The sequence below is a fragment of the Oleiphilus messinensis genome, assembly GCF_002162375.1.
GTDB lineage: Bacteria > Pseudomonadota > Gammaproteobacteria > Pseudomonadales > Oleiphilaceae > Oleiphilus > Oleiphilus messinensis.
Genome location: NZ_CP021425.1, coordinates 660,300 through 680,167 on the forward strand (window position 1 = coordinate 660,300; position 19,868 = coordinate 680,167).

The 19,868-nt window shown below is 47.9% G+C and carries 21 protein-coding genes; 11 read left to right on the forward strand and 10 right to left on the reverse strand.

Annotated elements, in window-relative coordinates; genetic code table 11:
• Positions 1–653 precede the first annotated feature (653 nt).
• Positions 654–1,271, forward strand: a complete 618-nt coding sequence (locus OLMES_RS02930) for a hypothetical protein (RefSeq protein ID WP_157678121.1) — start codon at positions 654–656, stop codon at positions 1,269–1,271.
• A 21-nt stretch (positions 1,272–1,292) separates the two neighbouring features.
• Here the strand turns inward: OLMES_RS02930 and OLMES_RS02935 are convergent, their stop codons facing one another.
• Positions 1,293–2,186, reverse strand: a complete 894-nt coding sequence (locus OLMES_RS02935) for an SWIM zinc finger family protein (protein ID WP_087459881.1) — start codon at positions 2,184–2,186, stop codon at positions 1,293–1,295.
• Between the two features lie 164 nt (positions 2,187–2,350).
• Here OLMES_RS02935 and OLMES_RS02940 point away from each other — a divergent pair, with 164 nt between their 5' ends.
• Complete coding sequence (locus OLMES_RS02940; protein ID WP_087459882.1) at positions 2,351–2,551, forward strand: DUF3565 domain-containing protein; 201 nt, start codon at positions 2,351–2,353, stop codon at positions 2,549–2,551.
• 90 nt (positions 2,552–2,641) lie between these two features.
• Positions 2,642–3,667 carry a 2-dehydropantoate 2-reductase gene (locus tag OLMES_RS02945; protein WP_087459883.1) on the forward strand — a complete coding sequence of 342 codons (1,026 nt, stop codon included), beginning with the start codon at positions 2,642–2,644 and terminating at the stop codon, positions 3,665–3,667.
• 26 nt (positions 3,668–3,693) lie between these two features.
• Here the strand turns inward: OLMES_RS02945 and OLMES_RS02950 are convergent, their stop codons facing one another.
• Complete coding sequence (locus tag OLMES_RS02950; protein WP_087459884.1) at positions 3,694–4,077, reverse strand: DUF2237 family protein; 384 nt, start codon at positions 4,075–4,077, stop codon at positions 3,694–3,696.
• Positions 4,078–4,331: 254 nt separating this feature from the next.
• Between OLMES_RS02950 and OLMES_RS02955 the strand changes: the two genes are divergently transcribed.
• Entirely contained in the window at positions 4,332–6,431 is a 2,100-nt protein-coding gene (locus OLMES_RS02955; protein WP_087459885.1) for a DUF4214 domain-containing protein, read from the forward strand.
• An 8-nt stretch (positions 6,432–6,439) separates the two neighbouring features.
• Here the strand turns inward: OLMES_RS02955 and OLMES_RS02960 are convergent, their stop codons facing one another.
• The 3 genes from OLMES_RS02960 to OLMES_RS02970 all read right to left on the reverse strand — a co-directional run bounded on the left by OLMES_RS02960 (position 6,440) and on the right by OLMES_RS02970 (position 9,769).
• Entirely contained in the window at positions 6,440–8,455 is a 2,016-nt protein-coding gene (locus OLMES_RS02960) for a cation:proton antiporter domain-containing protein (protein WP_087459886.1), read from the reverse strand.
• 141 nt (positions 8,456–8,596) lie between these two features.
• Positions 8,597–9,046 (reverse strand): hypothetical protein, encoded by a 450-nt coding sequence (locus OLMES_RS02965; protein ID WP_087459887.1) that lies wholly within the window; start codon positions 9,044–9,046, stop codon positions 8,597–8,599.
• 333 nt (positions 9,047–9,379) lie between these two features.
• A complete protein-coding gene (locus OLMES_RS02970; protein ID WP_232465252.1) occupies positions 9,380–9,769 on the reverse strand; it encodes a hypothetical protein in 390 nt (129 codons plus the stop codon).
• Positions 9,770–10,122: 353 nt separating this feature from the next.
• Here OLMES_RS02970 and OLMES_RS02975 point away from each other — a divergent pair, with 353 nt between their 5' ends.
• On the forward strand, positions 10,123–10,629 hold the full coding sequence (locus OLMES_RS02975) for a hypothetical protein (RefSeq protein ID WP_087459888.1): 507 nt from the start codon (positions 10,123–10,125) through the stop codon (positions 10,627–10,629).
• A gap of 316 nt (positions 10,630–10,945) precedes the next feature.
• On the opposite strand, the gene OLMES_RS02985 is transcribed toward OLMES_RS02975, so the two are convergent.
• On the reverse strand, positions 10,946–11,308 hold the full coding sequence (locus OLMES_RS02985; protein ID WP_087459890.1) for a hypothetical protein: 363 nt from the start codon (positions 11,306–11,308) through the stop codon (positions 10,946–10,948).
• Positions 11,309–11,447: 139 nt separating this feature from the next.
• Here OLMES_RS02985 and OLMES_RS02990 point away from each other — a divergent pair, with 139 nt between their 5' ends.
• The 4 genes from OLMES_RS02990 to maoP all read left to right on the forward strand — a co-directional run bounded on the left by OLMES_RS02990 (position 11,448) and on the right by maoP (position 15,140).
• A complete protein-coding gene (locus tag OLMES_RS02990; RefSeq protein WP_087459891.1) occupies positions 11,448–11,780 on the forward strand; it encodes a DUF2288 domain-containing protein in 333 nt (110 codons plus the stop codon).
• Between the two features lie 248 nt (positions 11,781–12,028).
• Positions 12,029–13,585, forward strand: coding sequence for a SulP family inorganic anion transporter (locus OLMES_RS02995; protein ID WP_087459892.1), 1,557 nt, complete (start codon positions 12,029–12,031; stop codon positions 13,583–13,585).
• A gap of 252 nt (positions 13,586–13,837) precedes the next feature.
• On the forward strand, positions 13,838–14,542 hold the full coding sequence (locus OLMES_RS03000) for a DUF2461 domain-containing protein (RefSeq protein ID WP_087464306.1): 705 nt from the start codon (positions 13,838–13,840) through the stop codon (positions 14,540–14,542).
• A gap of 247 nt (positions 14,543–14,789) precedes the next feature.
• Entirely contained in the window at positions 14,790–15,140 is a 351-nt protein-coding gene (maoP, locus tag OLMES_RS03005; protein WP_087459893.1) for a DUF413 domain-containing protein, read from the forward strand.
• A 107-nt stretch (positions 15,141–15,247) separates the two neighbouring features.
• On the opposite strand, the gene OLMES_RS03010 is transcribed toward maoP, so the two are convergent.
• From OLMES_RS03010 to OLMES_RS03020, 3 genes are all read right to left on the reverse strand, one after another.
• Entirely contained in the window at positions 15,248–15,799 is a 552-nt protein-coding gene (locus tag OLMES_RS03010; RefSeq protein WP_087459894.1) for a YchJ family protein, read from the reverse strand.
• A gap of 164 nt (positions 15,800–15,963) precedes the next feature.
• Positions 15,964–16,431: an FKBP-type peptidyl-prolyl cis-trans isomerase gene (locus OLMES_RS03015; RefSeq protein ID WP_087459895.1), complete on the reverse strand. Its 468-nt coding sequence runs from the start codon at positions 16,429–16,431 to the stop codon at positions 15,964–15,966.
• 91 nt (positions 16,432–16,522) lie between these two features.
• The gene (locus OLMES_RS03020; protein WP_087464307.1) at positions 16,523–16,735 is read right to left on the reverse strand and encodes a cold-shock protein; all 213 of its coding nucleotides are present in this window, start codon (positions 16,733–16,735) and stop codon (positions 16,523–16,525) included.
• A gap of 362 nt (positions 16,736–17,097) precedes the next feature.
• Here OLMES_RS03020 and OLMES_RS03025 point away from each other — a divergent pair, with 362 nt between their 5' ends.
• Complete coding sequence (locus tag OLMES_RS03025; protein ID WP_087459896.1) at positions 17,098–17,502, forward strand: hypothetical protein; 405 nt, start codon at positions 17,098–17,100, stop codon at positions 17,500–17,502.
• A 1-nt stretch (position 17,503) separates the two neighbouring features.
• On the opposite strand, the gene OLMES_RS03030 is transcribed toward OLMES_RS03025, so the two are convergent.
• Positions 17,504–18,262, reverse strand: a complete 759-nt coding sequence (locus OLMES_RS03030) for a glutathione S-transferase N-terminal domain-containing protein (RefSeq protein ID WP_198343204.1) — start codon at positions 18,260–18,262, stop codon at positions 17,504–17,506.
• 535 nt (positions 18,263–18,797) lie between these two features.
• Here OLMES_RS03030 and OLMES_RS03035 point away from each other — a divergent pair.
• Positions 18,798–19,805: an esterase/lipase family protein gene (locus tag OLMES_RS03035; protein ID WP_087459897.1), complete on the forward strand. Its 1,008-nt coding sequence runs from the start codon at positions 18,798–18,800 to the stop codon at positions 19,803–19,805.
• The last annotated feature ends 63 nt before the right edge of the window (positions 19,806–19,868 follow it).

The following is a 19,868-nucleotide window of genomic DNA, read 5'->3' on the forward strand; positions in this document are numbered from 1 at the left end:
AGGTAGCCCAAGGTTTCTGTCAGAGCGGGTCTTGACAATGTGCTGTCTCAGTGGGGTTGCTGAAGCAAAATCTCAAGTCCCTCAACGCAACGAGTATAGTCATTAATGGTATTAGTTGTGATGTGTGTCACACTATTTGCTTGTGATAAGTCACACTTTTGACTAGCTTAAAAATAGCTTGATACCTCCGTTTAAGTACAATGATCAAGTGTCTGTTTTGAACAATTAGTAAGCAGTCAAAATCAACGAAAAGCACGACAGTTCAAAAATAGCCTGGTGACAGCAAGAAAGTTCGTGGGCAGAAAGGCCTGTGTTAGAAAGGTCTTTGGTAGAAAGTGCGTCGTGCTAATAAAGAAAGCAGTTCAGATAAAGCAGTACAATAAATTAGCAGCTGAGCCGACGGGGCCAGAGTTTTACACCACTTGCACTCAATGGTGTGTGAGCCCACGTCAAACAAATCGACGTATTTGATAAGTATCACTCATTAATAATAAGAAGCTGAGGTGACTTAAGACCTCACGCGATTAAGCAGTCCGGTGATAATGCAGAATAAATCTGTATTGCAGTTCTCCACAGAGTGCAGCCCCGATTAGGTTGGATAACCTCTATTGCGGCATAACCTGCTCAGTTGCTTCATATTCATATAACACATCATGTCCCGTAACTTGCCGGATGGTGTCCGGCCCGGACAGGCACAGGCTATTTTGGCTGTGATGATCCACGTTGCGGTGGCATGTGCATTCAGAGGCACGAATATGAGTTTATTCACATTAAAAAAATCGATCGAATCTGTATCATTTAATAAGAATCCCTTGAGCACTTTGTACTTCGGAGCCTGTTTGTCAGGAATGTTGTTCGCGTTGCCAGTGCTTGCTAATGGGCCAAATAGCGATGCCGAAGTCCGGGTATCCGGCGAAGCGGGTGCTGAAAAAGTGGTTGTCATTGTTGACGGTGTTGAAGTGGAGTTTGGCGTCAGCAGAAGTACACTGGAGACATTCTCTTTGCCTCAATTGGATGAATTCGGGCTCGCCGGCGCATACTTGCCTGGCGCTTTCGAACCCACTGCTGCGGGTGAAGCAGAAGGGGTTGACTCTACGACGCAAAATTTGTCTACGGACACCACAACGCAGCTATCAAGTTCGGAAATTGATGAGCAAAATAACCGGAGGGCTGAGGATCGGGAGAAAGTGGCTCAGGTCAAAGATGAGCGGGTTGTTCGCGCTGATGGGAATGTAGTGAGCGTAACCTCACTTGTCGTATCCAGTCGATAGCGCAATGGCCCGGAGGCATAATTATTCATGGGGGCTGAGTATCGTGTTGTTTAACAGCTCCCGGAATGCTTCATCCTTGATGTACTGGAGAATCTCAGATTTTTTCGGGTAAATTGACTGATTTTCGTCTGACCAGATGGACTCCAGATATTTATAACGCTTTTCCAAGTTGGGCTGAGTACGGTTCAGGCTGTATTGGTGGCAATTTACAATAGTCTTTAAAACAGGTTCATGGAATCCGATCGCGCTGTCCAATTCGCTGAGAAGGTTTTGCAGTCGTGAGAGGCTGTACTCGCAAAGCTTTTGCAGTTTATCCGGTGCGAGATTGGTCTTGTGTTCTTCGATTAATTCCCACAGTAGCTCAATATTCTCAAAAAAATTCTGTATATGTTTTTGTCTGAACAGGTTTTTCGGGACGCGGGTGGTCTCTGTAATTTGCTTGCGCAAAGCGTGATAATCAATGTTGCCAGAGGTGAGGTGCGCGTGGAGCAAATACCGTTGGGTCGTGAGAGGGTCGGACTCAATAAATGTCAAAAGCGACTTCGCGAGACTGGTTTTATCTTTCCGCAACAGGTAGCTTAATATTTTCTCACGATCAGAACCTTGATCCATATAACCGAGCTTGCTCTGCAGGCGACGAAATTCCAGTGCGAGTGCGGCACAGTGTTTACAGAAGTCAAAGCCTTCAGATTCTGGACAGTTGCAGGAACCTTCCAGTGTTGTAGGTGAGAGCTTTAATATGGCTGAATACGAATTTGTAGCATCACGAATAGAACCCTGCACAGTATCCCGTGATGCCTGGCGGTGCACATCCACTTCAGAAACGGCATCGTTTTCGAAGAGGTGCTTTCCATTTTCGTAAGTCTGTTGACCTGCGAGTTTGGTGAGCAGCTCGGCGTTAATATCTAGTGCCATCGTATTGTGTAATTACCTGTATAGTCCGTCTACTTCAGTTATGGAAGATGCTTACAAAGCCATGAATTTGTGAGTAAACTTCTGGGTGATTGACTTTCAGTCGTTCAACTTTGAACATACAAAGCTTCGATACTACTCTGGATAGAGTATAAGTGGAAGTGTATATGAGGCAGGCTATCATTGGATTTCATCAGGACGAACAGCGGGACTGGGTTGCTGACCTGGCGTGTGGGCACAGTCAGCATGTACGTCATCGGCCACCATTTCAAAACAGGCCATGGGTGATCTCAGAACAAGGTCGTGCGAATTTTGTGGGTCACAAGTTGAACTGTCTGTTGTGTGATGTGCAGAATACTCACAAGTAAACCGACAATAAGCACCGGGACAACTGATAATGTAGGCCGGTTAGGGAGAGGACAATGCAGATATTCATCGTGACGAAAGGAGTGTTGTGAATGCGGGTGGTCGTGCTGGGTGCAGGGGCGGTAGGGTGCTTTCTGGGAGGCTGCTTACAAGCGTCAGGCGTTAAGGTCAGCTATATTGGCCGACAACGGATCAAGAATATCGTCACGGAATTCGGTTTAACCGTGAGTGACTGGAAAGGCCGGTTAGTCAGTTTCGCACCTGAAGCGGTGGATTACCATAAATCAGGGGAGTGCCTGACGTATGCCGATATCATATTGGTCACCGTAAAAAGTGGCGATACGGCCAGCGCAGCTAAAACAATTAAAGAGTATGCATCACCGAGAGCCTTGGTGGTGAGTTTTCAAAACGGCGTTTGTAATAGTGATGTACTGCGGGCGAACCTGCCCGGATTCAAAGTACTGTCCGGGATGATTCCTTTTAATGTAGCTGAACAGCCCGGTGGGCGTTTTCACAGCGGCACTGAGGGTGATTTATTCATTGAAGAACTTGACGATGCGCATCGATCATTGCTTAACCTTTTCCAGGGGGCCGGCGTGGGTATTGTCGCCCGCTCAGACATGGCATCTGTTCAGTGGAGCAAGCTTGTGCTGAATCTGAATAATTCCATTAATGCGTTGTCTGGGTTAGCACTTAAAGAGCAATTAATGGATCGTACCTATCGCCAAGTTGTGTCGGCGGCGACGGCTGAAGGCCTGACGGTTTTGAAAGCCGCAGGCATCACACCCGTGCGAACCGGTAAAGTCGTACCGCAACTGGTTCCTCACGTGTTAAAACTGCCGAATTTCATGTTTCTGAAAGTCGCCAGTGCCATGATTAAAATTGATGAATCCGCAAGATCTTCGATGCAGGATGATCTGCGCCTTGGTCGCAGAACCGAAGTGGATTACCTAAACGGTGAAATTGTAAAGTTGGCGGCGCGAGTCGGCGTTGAGGCTCCAGTCAATTCCCGTATCGTTGACCTGCTAAAAGCGGCAGAAGCAGCAGGGCGGGGGTCGCCAAAAATGTCAGCAAATGCGCTATATACCTCTGTGCTGAAACCAGCGGTAAAAGCCTGAGTCAACTCTTTATCTGCTACGATCTATCAGTGCAGATCTTCTGCGTGCGTTTTCAGTGTTTCCAGGTCGATGATCTCCAGGGCTCGAATGTGAGTTGCCATGATCCGGATTCTCGGGGCCATACCGTCTTCAAATGCCTGTCGCCATCGTGACGCACACAGACACCAGCTATCGCCTGACTTGAGGCCGGGAAAGCCGAATTCCGGTCTTGCTGTCGATAGGTCGTTACCCTTAAAGCGTGAATACTCTAAAAACTCCTGGGTCATTACTGCGCATACCGTGTGTGATCCGGCATCCTGTTCGCAGGTGTTGCAGTGACCGTCCCGAAAGAAACCGGTTTTCGGATCCAGACTGCAGGATTCCAGTGGGAGTCCCAGTACATTGAGCGCTTCGTTTTTGACGAGTTCCATTATTGATTCCAAGGTTCGTTGGGTAAGACGTTTTTGCCCGATTCCCTTTCTGTTCAGGTTCAACTCAGGCTCGCGCCCTAGTTTACAAAGTTTGGTGGTGACAAAGAAGTGGCCACATTGGATTTTGCCTCAACTTTCCTCCACCTGAGCCCTAAAACGATACAGTTTATGTATTCTAGGTCGACTTTGTATTCTGGGTCTACACTATCCTGTGTGCAGCGACGTTTTATCCCATTTACAGGGTTGTAATCAATATGATCAGACATTCAGGGTTATTTGCTTTTCTTTTGGCGGCATTCACCCAGGGTTTTTCCACTTTTGTGACAGCCCAATGTTCATCTGCTGAATTTAGCGGTGCAGAAAATAAAGTCATTAGTGCTTACATTGCTTATTACGGGCGGATTCCAGACACGGCGGGACTTGAATTTTGGAGCGGAGAGGTTGAGCAACAAGGTTCGTTGGATGCCATTATCGAAAGCTTCGGCAACTCGGAAGAGTTTGAAAGCAATTTTGCACATCTTGATTCCGAGACGTTGATTAATAATCTCTATTTGCAGGCATTCAGCCGAAGTGCGGATGATGCTGGATTGGCATTTTACGTAGATGAACTTGAAAATGGCCGGATCAGCCTTCAGGAAATAGCGGTCAGCATTATTAACGGTATTCAAGGGGAAGATGAAGAGATCATTCGTAACAAGATTGCTGTCGGCCAGCATTATGTCATTCAGGCTCTGGATCAGGGTATTGAATTTAGCGAAGATCAGATGGCAGGTTTGCTGGATGTCGTATCTACTGATGAAACCTCAACTATTGAAGCTTGTGAGGCGATAACCAGCGAAATCGAGGCGTTGGTTGTAGAACAGGAAGACAATGAATTTTTTACTGAAAACAGTTGTGATAATGGTTCCGATGAAAACGAGCCAATTAAAAAGTCTGCCACGCTCGAAGGGGTGAGTGGACTCTCTTATAGCAGTGAAACGGAAGCGACTGTTGCCGGTATTAAAAAGTCAGTGGCGGGTGTTACCGGGCTGAATGGTGAGTTTGAGTACTACGAAATGTGTGGCGAGTCTGCGAGTACTGCATTTTGTATGGGGGTTAAGAAGAATTGTGACGTCGAGGAAGTTGTTACGGCCGTGGAGATTGATCGTATGCGCCTGGGGGGAAGAATCCTGGGGATTATCCGTGATCCGGGTGATGAGGTGAGCTTTGAGGATATCGTCTCTCAAAGTTTTCCGGATCAAACAGATGAGGGGAAACAAAAAATCCGGCGCAACATTTACCGCTTGTTGTTAACACTGGATGAAGATGGCGATCAGGAAAATGGGATCGCCTTAAATGAAACGATTCGAACCCAAGCTGAAGATTTTGCCGATAACCTCGATTTCACCTTGGATGAATTTGAAAATGATCAGCAGGTTATAAACTTCATTGCGGCTGCCGGGGCTGATCAGCTGGTGCCTCGGGATAAGGCTGATGAATTTGAGGCATCGTTGCCGCTATTGCCCAAGTCGTTTACTGTTTCGGGTTCTATTCTGGGTCTGGAAGGGCCGATCACGCTCTCGCTTAATGACAGAGAACAAATCACTACTTTCCCCAGAACGTTCTCCTTTACTTCACGGCTGCAACCCGAGCAGCCTTATCTCGTGCGTATTGTCGAGATCCCGGATCAATTTGAGTGTGTGCTGGATAACGCCCAAGGCATCATTGCATTCGAACCCGTCACCAATGTTCGGGTACTTTGTCGTGATAAAGCTGGAAGTGAGCCAGACGGTGAAGTTCCAGACGGTGAAACGCCCGGCGGAGAAGTTCCAGACGGCGAGATGCCCAGCGGAGAAATTCCAGACGGCGAGGTGCCCGGCGGAGAAGTTCCAGACGGCGAGATGCCCGGCGGAGAAATTCCAGACGGCGAGATGCCCAGCGGAGAAATTCCAGACGGCGAGATGCCCGGCGGAGAAATTCCAGACGGCGAGATGCCCAGCGGAGAAATTCCAGACGGCGAGATGCCCAGCGGAGAAATTCCAGACGGCGAGGTGCCCGGCGGAGAAGTTCCAGACGGTGAAATGCCCGGCGGAGAAGTTCCAGACGGCGAGATGCCCAGCGGAGAAATTCCAGACGGTGAAATGCCCGGCGGAGAAGTTCCAGACGGTGAAATGCCCGGTGGAGAAGTTCCAGACGGCGAGGTGCCCGGCGGAGACGTTCCAGACGGCGAGATGCCCAGCGGAGAAATTCCAGACGGTGAAATGCCCGGCGGTGAAGTTCCAGGCGGCGAGATGCCGGGCGGAGAAATGCCGAGCAGCGAATCGCCTAATGGTGAAATGACTGAGGGGCCAGTTGAGCCAGTGGCCCCGAGATAAAGCGAAACTCAGTGAACGCCCGTGAGCAAGTAGGCTTCAGCGGCTTCGACTTGAGAAACTTTTCCCCCAAGCACAACAATATCGCCACGCTCGAACAATAAATTTTCATAGGGGGCAAGCAGTGTCTGCTCCTGTCGACGGATGGAATGCAGGGTCACGCCGTGAGGCCCCAAGTTGAGTTCCCCAGGGGCTTTCGAACAAGCCCAAGCCCCTTGAGGCAGGTAGACTGGCTGCATGATCTGAGCATCGACATCCGGTGACAAACTTTGCCGGGATTTCTCGCCCAGGAAATATCCTTTGAGTACATTGTAACGAGAGGCTCGAACGGAATTGAGCAAGTTGTCGATGCGGTCGTTGGAAATGTTCAAGCTGGCCATGACTGCAGAGACAATCGTCAGGCTCGCCTCATGAATTTCAGGTATAACTTCGTCTGCCCCGGACTCAATCAGCACATCAGCATGGCTGTCGTCACGGCTTCGGACAATAATCGGCCGGGAATTACCCGTGGCACGAATCGCGACAATGATGTGTTTCGAGGTCAGGTAATCATCGAAACTGATAACCACCAATGCCGCATGATCCAGGCCTAGCTTTTCGAGAATGGATAAGTTTCGGGTATCCCCGAAGAATACGGTTTCACCCGCATCCCGAGCCATTCTGACGCGCGCGGGGTCATCATCAATGGCGACATAGGGAATATCTTCTTGTTGCATAAATCTGCCGAGTGCCTGCCCTACACGGCCATAGCCGAGAATCATGACGTGTTGTTGCTTTTCCGAGTTGTTTTGCTCCACTGCTGTTTCCGAGTGCGAGTCCGCGACTGAATCATGCGCGAATGCTGGAAGGGGGTCTGTTTGTGTCGAGCGTGACAATCGGCGCAGAACGGTTTGGGCGATGGGGTCGACATGTTTCATCAGGAAGGGGGTGACGGCCATGCTGACAACGATAATACTGACAAAGAATGAAGCCTGATCAACGGGTATCAACTGATCGCCTTGTCCCATGGCAATCAAGGCGAAACCAAACTCTCCGCCCTGGCACAACACGACTCCTGCCCTAAGTGCATCTGAATGCTTGTCCCCCAAAAGAACACACAATAGTGTAATCAGGGCGCATTTGAAGATGATCAGGCACGCTGAGAAGAACAGGATGCGGTACCAGTATTCGGTGAGTAACTCAAAATCGACCATAAAGCCGATTGAGACGAAAAACAAGCCAAGCAATAAGTCCCGAAAGGGCCTGATTTCATTCTCAATTTGATGGCGAAAATGGCTTTCACCCAACATCATTCCCGCCATAAACGCGCCGAGTGCCATGGCGAGTCCGAGAAAATGAGCAATTGCAGCGGCGCTCAGTGCTACGGTGAGTACGGTCAGAACAAACAGTTCCTGAGATTTAGTCGCGCTGATGCGGGTGAAGAGTGGGGGCAGAATGTATTTGCCAGACCAGCCAATAAACAGAAAGTACCCCGCACCTTTGATCAGAGTCCAGATCAGTGTCATGAAAAGTCCACTGTCACCACTTTTCCCGGTGGCGGACAGGAAAATCAATAAAACGACCGCTGCAATATCCTGAAACAGCAGAATACCAATTGCAATTTGTCCATGTCGTGTGTTGATCTGCTGATAGCGCGCAAGCTCTTTGGTAACGATTGCGGTGGAGGAGAGTGCCAGCGCAGAGGCCGCAATAAAGGCCGTGCTGAGTTCGCTTCCCCATGCGAGATTGGCCACAAGAAACACGGCGAGACAGATAACGACTTGCAGTGAGCCCATGCCGAATACGGTTTTCCGTAATGCAAACAAGCGCGGTAACGAAAATTCCAAACCAAGGGTGAACAGTAAAAAGGCGACCCCAAACTCGGCGAGTATATGATATGCATGTGGGTCGCTTACCAAGCCGGTTACATTGGGGCCAACCACAATCCCGACCAGAAAATAGAGCAGTATGGTTGGAATGCCATAGCGTTGGAGCCACGCGGCAAGTAAAACGGTCAGTGTCAAGATAATGATAATTTCGTTGAGCATACCCGAAGTCAAGGTGTTAATCCTTTGATTAGAGAGGCTGAGGGGTTTGGTCTATTTGCCTCTAAGGGTAGCTTGAACGGGGCTGCTGTGCATTGATGCACAGCAGATTGAAGCATTGAAGTGTGTCGTTAACCGTTAATTTTACAATTTCCACTTATCCAGTTGGTCATTACCCTCTTCAGTGAACAGTAACCAGCCCATAATCAACCCGGAAATGGCTGCAGTTGCGATTCCGGTTACCAGGTACAGTGCAGGGAAGTAGCTGGCACCAAAATCAGTTGCAAGTGGTGTTAAATTCAGAGTTAAAAGTTTTGCGGTGATACCGATAGTCATACAGGACAACAGAACGGTACCCTGGATACCTTCTTTTCCAGATACCCGCCCGACCAGGATTATGTCGATAAACGCGCCCAACACTGCGCCCATACCGATACCGCCGAGCAATACCATCCAGACAAATTGGCCAAGGTTGGCGCCTTGAGTGTTGGCGAGCAAACCGAATACCAGATAATTAACAAGCTCCAATCCAACAGAAAAAATGATGGCTAAAGCCAAGGGCCGAGTAAACATAAGTCGATTAATTTGATTCATCACGAACCTCCTCTATGTGATGTACGTCACAATAGTGCGTCAGAGACCCTAGGTGATTCATACTAATTTTTCAAAAAATGTGACTTTTTACCGTTTTTGTGTAAAAAAATGTGAATGACTAATACCAAAGTCGTAGGAATTGGCGCTGTCTTTATCGGTAAAGCAAATATGCTCAAGGCTGCTTTCGTGGGATGATCGATTTTGAGGGGCAGTAAATTGGATTACTTGAATTGAATGGGGAATCGTGTGCGGTTACAACTGCGAAGATAAACAACTCAGGCCCGTAATCAGTACCGGGCCCTCGTGTACACCCAAGTGAGTTGGTTTTGGGTGTTATGGCATTTGAATTTTGCCGCCGCCAGGCATACCACCCATACCACCAGCACCATCCGGAATCACCAGTGAAGAGGCTTGTTGTCGACGCATTTCTTTCAGCTCTTCAATGGTTTTTTCCATGGAATCCTGAGCTGCTGCGGAGAATTTCTCAACTGCTTCAGCGAGAGTCGCGGCTTCGATTTCAAAATTTAATGGTAACGCCCCGGCTGGAGTGAGCATTTGTGCCTGACCCAAGAACAGGGTAGGTCGATTGGCATCAGGTGTACCGTCAATGGTTACAGGTGTCATTTTGCGAATGGTCCCGACTTTTTGGTCGGTAAACACCTCTTCCAGGTACAATGCATCAGTATCCATTTTGACTTCAGGGGCACCAGATTGGTTTTGCATAATCGAGTCTCATCTTAATTTTGTGAATGTAGAGTGAATATGGTTTCTAGTGTACCCGATTTCAATGTGAAAGGCTTTCAACTGGCAGGATAAGGGATATCTCACAGGTACAGCAGCGCTGCTGTTGCATCGAATTACGATTGATTTATGTAACTTGAAACAGTGCTTTGGTAACGCTAAGTTATTGGAATAGTAAACAAAAGTAAGGTTGTGACCGGTGTATCAGGAAGTCATAGTCTTGTGCACGGTAAGCAAATAAGCAAGCACGATATAGTTGGAGGTGTTGATGCTAATTTATTAATTTTTCAATTCAGTGATGCGTCATTCGAATTGAAGGTGGATCGAGGCGAGTCATGAACGAAAAAATACCAACCAAATTGTTAAAGATGAAAGTACTGGCACAGGTACCCATGTCGGAGTACGTGGATGGACCAAAGTGTTCTGATCCATTGGACGAGAAAAAGCGTAGTTCCTTCTTGCAAAAGCTGCGTCTTGGTCAAGGCAAAGAGGATAATAGTAAAGTTGCCGCTGCCGGTAAGGCTCCGCTGAAAGAATTGACGTTCAACGCAGCGATGTGGTTACGTTTGTTTGAAGTTGAAGGGCAGTTTGTATCCTTTTTTCTGGTTTATCGGGATGATTCCGGCGAATTTGCAGTTTTGATTGATGAGGCGAGAGTCGATGGTGAAGCACCATCAGTTATGTTGACCAATAACGTGAGTCTCACCGTTCGTGGAGAGGTGCAGTACATAAAAGCGTGTTGTGCCGGGCTGAGGGAAGGCCAGCGCTATTTCGTGGACGAATTGTATGTGCAAAAAGTACAGACTGAGCAAGAGCAAGCAAATTTGAAGCGCAGAGCGTGATATTATGCGCGCCTAAAATATACCGTGACCGCTTCTTGAGTTAGACCTGCCTGTCGTCATACCTGCCTGTCGTCATACCTGCCTCTTCTAATGCTGGGCGAGCCGAACCCAGCTTTCAGTCTCATAGGTACCCTGATGACCGCACAGCAACGGCTGCGTGTCGTTGTTCCAATTCAGCCCTGTTTGTCGCAGTCGAATTGCTTTGGCGCGTTGAATCCTATGGGTGTTAAGGTCAATTATGTTCTGCTTCCCTGAAGTAGCCTTTCCATTTTTTGATGCGTTTGGTAAATGCTTCATATAGACAAATCCGACATATTTAGGTCAGTGTAAAAGCCGTTGTTGATGCGCTAGGGGCTCGGCTTCTACACTGAGGGGTTATCAGCCATTGTGAATATTCTGCTACATTGACCTTGCTGTACCTAAGCGGATTTCGTGCCAGGATTGCTTTTTTCTGTTCTGGTTTATTAAATCGTTCGCTTTGCTGGAAAAAACAATGCGGTGTTTGTGTTGGACTTGCTGTGTCTGGATGTGGTTTTTTTGCTTTAACTTCATGATTCAAAAAGGTGTATTTCAGCTTCGTCTTATCATTTGAATGGCTCGTCTGGATAAATTTCAGCTCGACCGTCGTAAAAAAAGTGCCGTGCAGCGTATTATCCCGCATCAAAAATTGTTGGGGCATGGTATTTATAACTTTTTCAGGGTGACAAAATTTGTCTACTTTTGACGATTCGCATTCTGAAATACTTGCTAATTGAATTTATTTTGGTCAGTCTTGCCCCTTTTTTTGTTCATCGTTTAATTTGCTGAAGGTGTGATGGATGTCTACGGAATCTTTTGAAGATAATTTCCCCCGGTCTTCCCGGGAAAAGCTGCTGTTAGAGACGGGAACCATTCCCTGGCTGCAACTGCAGCCCTGGTTCGCACAAGGTAAAGTGATTTGGGTTGCAGGGGAATTGGATCTTGTTGAGGTGGGATTTCAATTCAGCGAGGACAATAAAGGGCAATTCGAACGCTGGATATCTGCAGGTCTTGTTGCTCCAGTAAATGATGAGCAAGCATTAGCCTGGTTTGAACAGCAGGTAGAACTTTGGGCTTTAGTCCTAAAACCTTATGTCTTGGTTCAGGATCAGAAACCGACAGCTGGACAATAGCACTGTTGAAAGTGCGTAGTAAAAGATTTGTAGTAAATGGTTTGTAGTTGAAGGTTTGTAGTTGAAGGTTTGTAGTTGAAGGTTTGTATTTGAGTGAAAAATGATCTGAAGTTGGTGTTGAGGCACCAAATCCGTTACAATTCGCGCCCCTCGTGTCTGTTCACATTTCTGTCTTGACGATGGTTTAAGGTCCTGATCGGGATCAACACGCCTTGTTGTCAAAATATCGTTGTTTGTTGGAGGTTAGGTTGTTCGAATTTCGTTTGAACAAGAATGTCAGTATTAAAGATGACGTATTATCTGGTTTGACGGTTGCCCTGGCGCTGGTGCCTGAGGCGGTTGCTTTCGCATTTGTGGCCGGCGTTGAGCCATTAGTGGGGCTTTATGCGGCGTTTATGGTTGGTTTAATTACTGCGTGTATCGGCGGTCGTCCAGGCATGATCTCAGGTGCAACAGGCGCACTTGCCGTTGTTATGGTCAGCCTGGTGGCTCAACATGGCGTCGAGTATTTGTTTGCGACTGTGGTATTGATGGGGATTTTGCAGGTACTGGCGGGTGTTCTGCGTCTGGGTAAGTTCATTCGTATGGTGCCCCACCCTGTGATGCTTGGTTTTGTAAATGGCTTGGCCATTGTTATCTTTTTGGCGCAACTGCAGCAGTTTGGCGTTGCGAATGAGGCGGGCTGGTTGTCTGGCACCTATTTTGAAGGTTCAGTCGTTGATGTTGCCTGGGTGGGTGGAACCGAACTGTACATGATGCTCGGGCTGGTTATGTTGACCATGGCCATTATTCATTTTCTCCCAAAATTGACTACCGCTATACCGTCTTCACTTGCTGCTATTCTTGTAGTAAGTCTGCTGGTTATTGGCTTGGGTCTGGATACTCGCGTGGTCGGTGATGTGGCTTCGATCGCGGGCGAACTCCCGAGCTTCCATATCCCCTCTGTACCCTTAAACTGGGAAACGTTGCAAATTATTTTCCCATATGCCGTCATTCTCGCTGCCATCGGCTTGATTGAGTCTCTGCTGACCTTGCGACTTGTGGATGAAATTACCGAGACCCGTGGTCGAGGTAATAAAGAATGTATTGGCCAAGGGGTTGCCAACGTAACAACCGGCTTTTTTGGTGGAATGGGTGGCTGTGCCATGATTGGCCAGAGTATGATCAACGTCAACTCTGGTGGCCGTGGGAGGTTGTCCGGGATTACCGCGGCGCTTTGTTTGCTCTTATTTATCTTGGTTGCATCATCGTTGATTGAACAAATTCCTGTTGCCGCCCTTATTGGCGTTATGTTTATTGTTGTAATGGGCACCTTCGAGTGGAGTAGCTTCCGGATTATTCGCAAGATTCCCCGACATGATGCATTTGTGTTGGTGCTGGTATCCGGGGTAACCGTTGCGACCGACCTGGCCGTTGCCGTGATCGTTGGTGTTATTGTCTCGGCGCTCGTGTTTGCCTGGGAACACGCAAAGCATGTTCAGATCAAGCGTAAGGTGTCTGAAGATGGATCAACTGTTTATGATGTCAATGGACCGCTTTTCTTTGGTTCTGTCACTGACTTTTCGGAACAGTTCACACCGAAAGAGGACTCTGATGACGTTATTATCGACTTTCTTCACTCCCGCGTGTGTGACCACTCCGGTCTGGAGGCTATTGACAGTGTTGCTGAGCGTTATCTCGCTGCAGGCAAAACACTCCATTTGCGCCACTTGAGTCCGGAATGTCGCTCGATGTTGAAAAAGGCGGGTGACCTCGTTGAGGTCAACGTATTGGAAGATCCTAAGTATTTTGTAGCGGTCGATTAGGTAACCTCTTTTTCTGTTCTTGCCTGTATAACGGGATTGCTTATCCTTCTCCCGGTCGGCGGTTGACCGCCGACCACCTTGTCCGTTCTTGTTAATTTCCCTGAATTCGCTTTGCGATCCACGTCTGGGTTCTGCGCTTCCGAGTGGCTTGCAAATTTGCTGTGGTTCGGTCATAACTTACCGCTTGTTGTGTTGTCTCAACTGACCTGATAGCTGCTGTAAAAGTTTTTGCCAGCCATGCCACTGCGGGGGATGCTCGTGTCTACATCTTTTTCCGGCTTTGAGCCGTCGTTTTTCAGTTTTTTTACTGAATTAAAAGCTAACAACAATAAATCCTGGTTTAGCGAACATAAAGTTGAATATGAACGTTGTGTGGTAGAGCCCATACAGGCTTTCATTGAGGCCATGTCGCCTCGTCTGTATGGTATTTCGCCCTATTTTATTGCCAGTCCCAAAAAAGTGGGGGGATCAATGTTTCGAATCTATCGGGATGTTCGTTTTTCCAAAGACAAGCGTCCGTATAAAGAACACGGCGCTTGTCAGTTTCGCCATGAAGCTGGAAAAGATGCGCATGCGCCCGGTTTCTATCTTCACCTCGCTCCAGATGAAGTGCTATTTGGTGGCGGGGTCTGGCTACCGGGTTCCCCGCAGTTACTAAAAATCCGCGAACGAATTGTAGCCAAGCCGGATGAGTGGACAGCGGTGCTTGAAAACACGCACCTGCATAAGCACTTTCCCGATGGCGTCAGCGGTGAGCCCTTAACCCGTCCGCCTCGGGGATTTAAAGCGGATCAGCCGCACCTGGAGGATATAAAGCGAAAGAGCTTCTATCTTATGGCGCGTACTTCAGCAAAAGAGGCACAATCCATTGAGTTTATTAACGAAGTGGCTGAAGCCTACGGGGCATCAAGCCCATTGATGAGGTTTCTGTGTGGTGCAGTGGATGTTTCTTTTTAAGTTTAATTACATAAAAAACTATTGACTAATTTTGTGATTCGATCTTTATTCTGAGATAGCACAGCCTACTGATTGAATTTTGCAGGAAAACGGTAAGAAAAGTGCAGTGTAGTCAGCGTACCATGTGCAGTTGAGCGTTTGCTGCGGGCTGGCTGAAAGAGACTGTTGGATGACTGGCTAAGCAAACATTGCTTACATTCCTAGCGGTATTGATGTTTTGAGTCTGATTTTGTTTAAGGAGCGATTGATGACAAGTCAAAGCTTTGTGTCAGGTAAGAAATTTTTTGATAACATCCACTTTCCTCGTGGTTTCAAACGGTCCGGCTTATTTTCCATCCGCGAAGCGGAATTGCTGAGTGAAACAGGTGTCACCTTGTCTCAATTAGCGGATGGATCATTATTACCGGAAAACGACGAACAGCGTGATATGGTGCGGGTCATGATGGGCGAAAAGCCCGCGGAAACGCTCCTGGAGAAAACATGGAGTAAATACTCCAGGCACATATCAACCCGTCGTTGCCCGTTATCACTCTCAATGAATGCCGTTGACCGCGGTAGCAGTTACACCGGTGGTGATGATTCGTTCGCTGATTTGTAGTGTTTTAGCGGTCGTTGTGGCACGGTGTGCGGTGCGTGATCGTTAAGCAGGTACAAAGGTAGATGATCCAGGCTGGTGCTGCGCCCATGGCTTTCGCGTCTTGCGTATTATGCCGGGGGGTGGCACTTCTTCAGCTTTTTGCCACTTCCACACCAGCATGGGTCATTTCGTCCCGGAGGCGATGTGTTTTTGATTGTGCCGGCGGCGTAAACCCAATGCCCTTCTTCCCGGTGAAAATAGGACTTTTCGCGAAGTTGATGAATCGCTTGCCTGCCAATGTCGAGTTCAGAAATCGGACGTGCTCGGCTCAGAGCTGGTGCCAGGCTTGAACAGTAACTGGCGACAAATTCAACCCAGCCTTCGGATTCATTTTTGTTACCTTCCACCGTTTCAATGATTTGCAGGCCGAGCCATTGCGTTTGTTGAAAACTGGCCAGCAATTCTACTTTTTCATTTTCGCGACGTGCAGCTTTCGCATGGGTTCTGCACAGATAATCCGCATCCTGTAAGTAAAAAGCACTAAACCGTGAACGCATTAATTGCAGTGCGGTTTCTGCGTGAGATACCGTGTTGTGTAATGCTTGGCAACAGGTCAGGTAAGTTTGCTGGCTGCCACAGGGGCAAGGGGCTTCGCTTGGGTAGGTAAGGCGTGTTGACATCGTTTGCTGTGTTGTTGACCCGTTTTGTGGCAGGTAGCTGTGTATCGACTACAGTATTGACGTTTCAGGTATGATCACTGAAGTGCAGCAATAGCCATAACTGAAACGTCAACCACTATTAACCCTGTATATAATCAGTACAGGGCCGCTGTTATGTCGCGAGGCTAGTTGTGCACATGTCCGTGTGCGATTTCCTCTTCTTCTGCCTGACGAATGGTCACAACAGAAACCGCAAAGTTGAGATCCTGACCGGCCAGAGGGTGGTTGCCATCAACGGTGACTGCTTCATCAGAGACGGCTGTAACGACCACATTCTGTGTGTTACCGCTTGCATCTGCAGCTTGGAAAGTCATCCCTGCCTGGATTTGTTCCACACCCTGAAAGGCTTCTCGAGGCACTTCCTGTACCAGTTCGGGTACGTGTGGGCCATAACCATCTTCCGGAGCGATGGTAACATTCAGCTCGTCGCCTTCGTTTTTGCCCGTCAAGGCATTTTCCAGGCCAGGAATGATGTTGCTGGCACCATGAAGGTAGGTTAAAGGCTCTGCGCCCTGGGATGAATCAACAACATTACCGTCATTATCGGTCAGGGTATAGTGAATTTGTACGACTTTTCCGTTTGCTATGGACATATAAGTTCTCCTTTTGCAAACAGGTGAATTTGGGGGTGAATAGAGATGAAGAGAAGCCACATATGGAGCGCCACACATGGCCTCTGCTGTGTCAGCTGATAGGGCTAACCTGCTCAGCTTGGGGACCTTTCTGACCCACGCCTTCGATAAATGCGACCTTCTGACCTTCTTTCAGGGTTTTGAACCCGTCGGTTTGAATGCTGCTGAAGTGGACAAATAAATCACGACCGCCGTCCCGTGTGATGAAGCCATAACCTTTGCTTTCATTAAACCACTTGACGGTGCCGGTTAGTTTCTCGGACATGCTGAAATTACCTTTGTGTGCAACTTGACTCAATCTGTGCCGGGATGTTAAACCCGGAAACTGCATCCCTATAGAGGGGCCGAGATTTCTTGGGCAGTATCACAGCATTAGTCAGAGCTACAATCTACGTCTATTCGTACAACGACAGATAAAGATAAAGGACTCCGGCAGACACACCCTTACATATCTCTGGCACCTAGTGTATACCAAGTCACCGCATTCGTGAAGCGATCAGGGGAGAGCGTCCCGCCATCTTGATGCTCGACGGAGGATATACTCTCAACTATGGTTAAGTATTCTCTTACCATAAAACAGGTCGGGTAATAAAGACGGTCGAGCACGACGAGGCCCTGGAGGTGTGCATGTCAAAAGGCCATGATAAACATTTAAAACGAGTAGGTCTGATCAGTCTATTGGGAAAAGACCTGGCGCGGCGTTCAGGTGCTTGTTGTGAGCTCTGTCTTGAGTGCGGTGTGGCCTTGCAGCCGTTTGAAATTCCACCTCTTTCTGAAACGCCGGAACTGGATCGTACTTTATTCCTGTGTGCTGTTTGTCGGGGCAATATCGAAAAACCGAAACGGATGGATATTCTCCACTGGCGTTGTTTGAGTAAATCGGTCTGGAGTGAAGTTCCGGCAGTGCAGGTTATGGCGGTGCGTATTCTGAGCTACCTGAAGGATGAGCCCTGGGCTGGTGAGTTACTGGATCAGGTTTATCTTGAGCCAGACCTGCAAGACTGGATTAATGCTGCAGGCCTGGATGGATAATTTATTGCGCGTATTTGTCTTCCAGATAACGCACAATATCCGCTGACTCGAACATTTCGGTATCGTTATTCGGATCAATCAGGAATGGTACTTGAACATCACCATACTTCTTGAAAAACTCATCGCGCTTGGTTCCGGGCAAGGGGCGATAGGGCTTCAAGGTCAGTCGCATCACAGCAGGGCCAATATCTGCTCGTTGTTGTTTACCCAGGTTGACCAGTAAGTAAGGGAGTTCCAGTTCACTTAGTTTCTCACGAACCAAACGCGAAAAGGGACTGGCTTCAAAGCTATAAAGGGTGAGTGACTGGTTTGGGGTTTTGGACGCTCTGGCTTTGGTGCCGGCTTGGAAGCGGGCCAGCGATGCCAGTTTTGATGAGGCGACAGTAATGGGTGATTCGAGCAAGAACGAAGGCGCTTTGCGTTTGCTGTAGTGGTCGAACAGATAAGACACAATTGCATTGACTCCCGTCGCCTTATAGCCGGTATTCGGGTCATACAGGAACGGAATAATCTGGTGACCTGCCAATTCCTTAAGTCGTTCGGTGTGGCGGGTGCCACCTTCGGGGCAGGGGTAAATCATGGTATCCAGATTTAATTCGGTAATCGCCTCCCGAACCAAGCGGCACTGGGGGTGTCCTTCCTGATCGAAAAGCTGGATCGGTTGCTTGAGCAACGTGGATGCTTTGCTACTCATGCTGCCCCGCCAGGAACGAAGGGTTGAAGCAACCACGGAAGAGGTGAGGTCGATCATTCTGTTCATGCTAGTTTCCCATTAATAACGCTATCTACTTTGAAGTTCAATTGTGCCGGTTTTTGCGGCAAAAAAATATGGCCCTATTGTCCAGACTTCTCCGTCAATTTCCAGATTGACCTGCCGTATCACGCTGTGCTGATGAATGGAGTTGTTTTCGAAGAGTGTTGTAAATCGAGCATAAAAGAATAATTTCGAATTATTTTGTTAGACTGACACCTGTAAACACAAGTTAGAAAATGAAATGAAATTCTGGGGTGTGTTACCGTTTCAGGCCCAAACTCAACCTTCGAGATCAGTCCTATTTCTCGCCGATTTACGGTTTGGTTCGCGAAGTTCCATTAAATAAGTTGATGTAGAGTGTTCATACTACCTTGTTTGTACTCAAGTGAGCACAAAAATAGCACTCAATGTTTTCAAAAACGTGCTTTGGTAAGCTATTTATTTTTTGTGTTCATGTGTACACTAACTGAAAATAGTTGTATATTTTATAGCAATTAACGTATTCCTAATATTTTCTATTTTCAAGCTGGAGCATGGAAAAGTGAAAAAACGAATGTCATGGCGCCGGGTAGAAAGCCAGGGGATTTCGATCCTGAATGGAATTCTGGGGGATTATCTGGTTGAAAGTGGTAACCCTTTAGCCATCGATATGGGGTTTTATCATCAGTCCAGGTTACTTGAGCCAGACCATTTGACGCCATTAATCGATCAGTACTCGCAGGGAGATGGCGTTGCACCTCTTGAGCGATGCCCGGTCAAACTGGTCGTGCTTCTCCATGGTTTGACCAATGATGAAACCATTTGGGATTTCCCCTTGCGCGAGACGATGGATCAACCCGCATCCATCACGGATCAATCCACATCAGAGTTTGGACGTGATAACTATGGCTTGCGGCTCGCCCGCGATGCCCGTTATATTCCATTGTATCTTCGCTACAATACCGGTCTGAAAATTATGGACAACGCCCACCGTTTTTCGGCGTTAATGACGCAATTCGTCAATGCCAGTCCCGTCGAAGTTGATGAAATTGTTTGTATCGGATTCAGCATGGGTGGTCTGCTGTTGCGCTATGCTCAGCTTTTGGAGCATGAATCGACACAGAATTGGTTACATAAAGTCAGCCGGGTATTCTATCTCGGTTCACCTCACTCCGGCGCGCCGTTGGAAAAATTGGGCCATATCGCAGGTAAAGTACTGGGTGTAGTGCCTCGCTCCTATGTCAATATCTGGGCAGACTGGGTGAATATTCGAAGTCAGGGAATTAAAGACCTGCGCCACGGTGTTAATTTTGGCCCGGATCAGGATGAGTATTTACCCTTTAATGACGCTGTTCGCCATTTCTTCATCAGTGGTGCCGTGTCGTCGGAGAAGAATCGTTTCGCCAACCAGATGGTGGGCGATGCATTAGTGCGTGTGGACAGCGCCAGACCTGCGAATGCTCCGGCGTTGAGTGAATATGCCCATTTTGATGCAACTCATCACCTTGCATTGGCTCATTCTGATCGTGTGTACGAACAAATACTGAAGTGGTGCCAGAATCAATTATGATAAGTGCACTGTTGTTGTGACATGTTGTTGTGGCATGTAGTTGTGATATGTAGTTGTGACAGG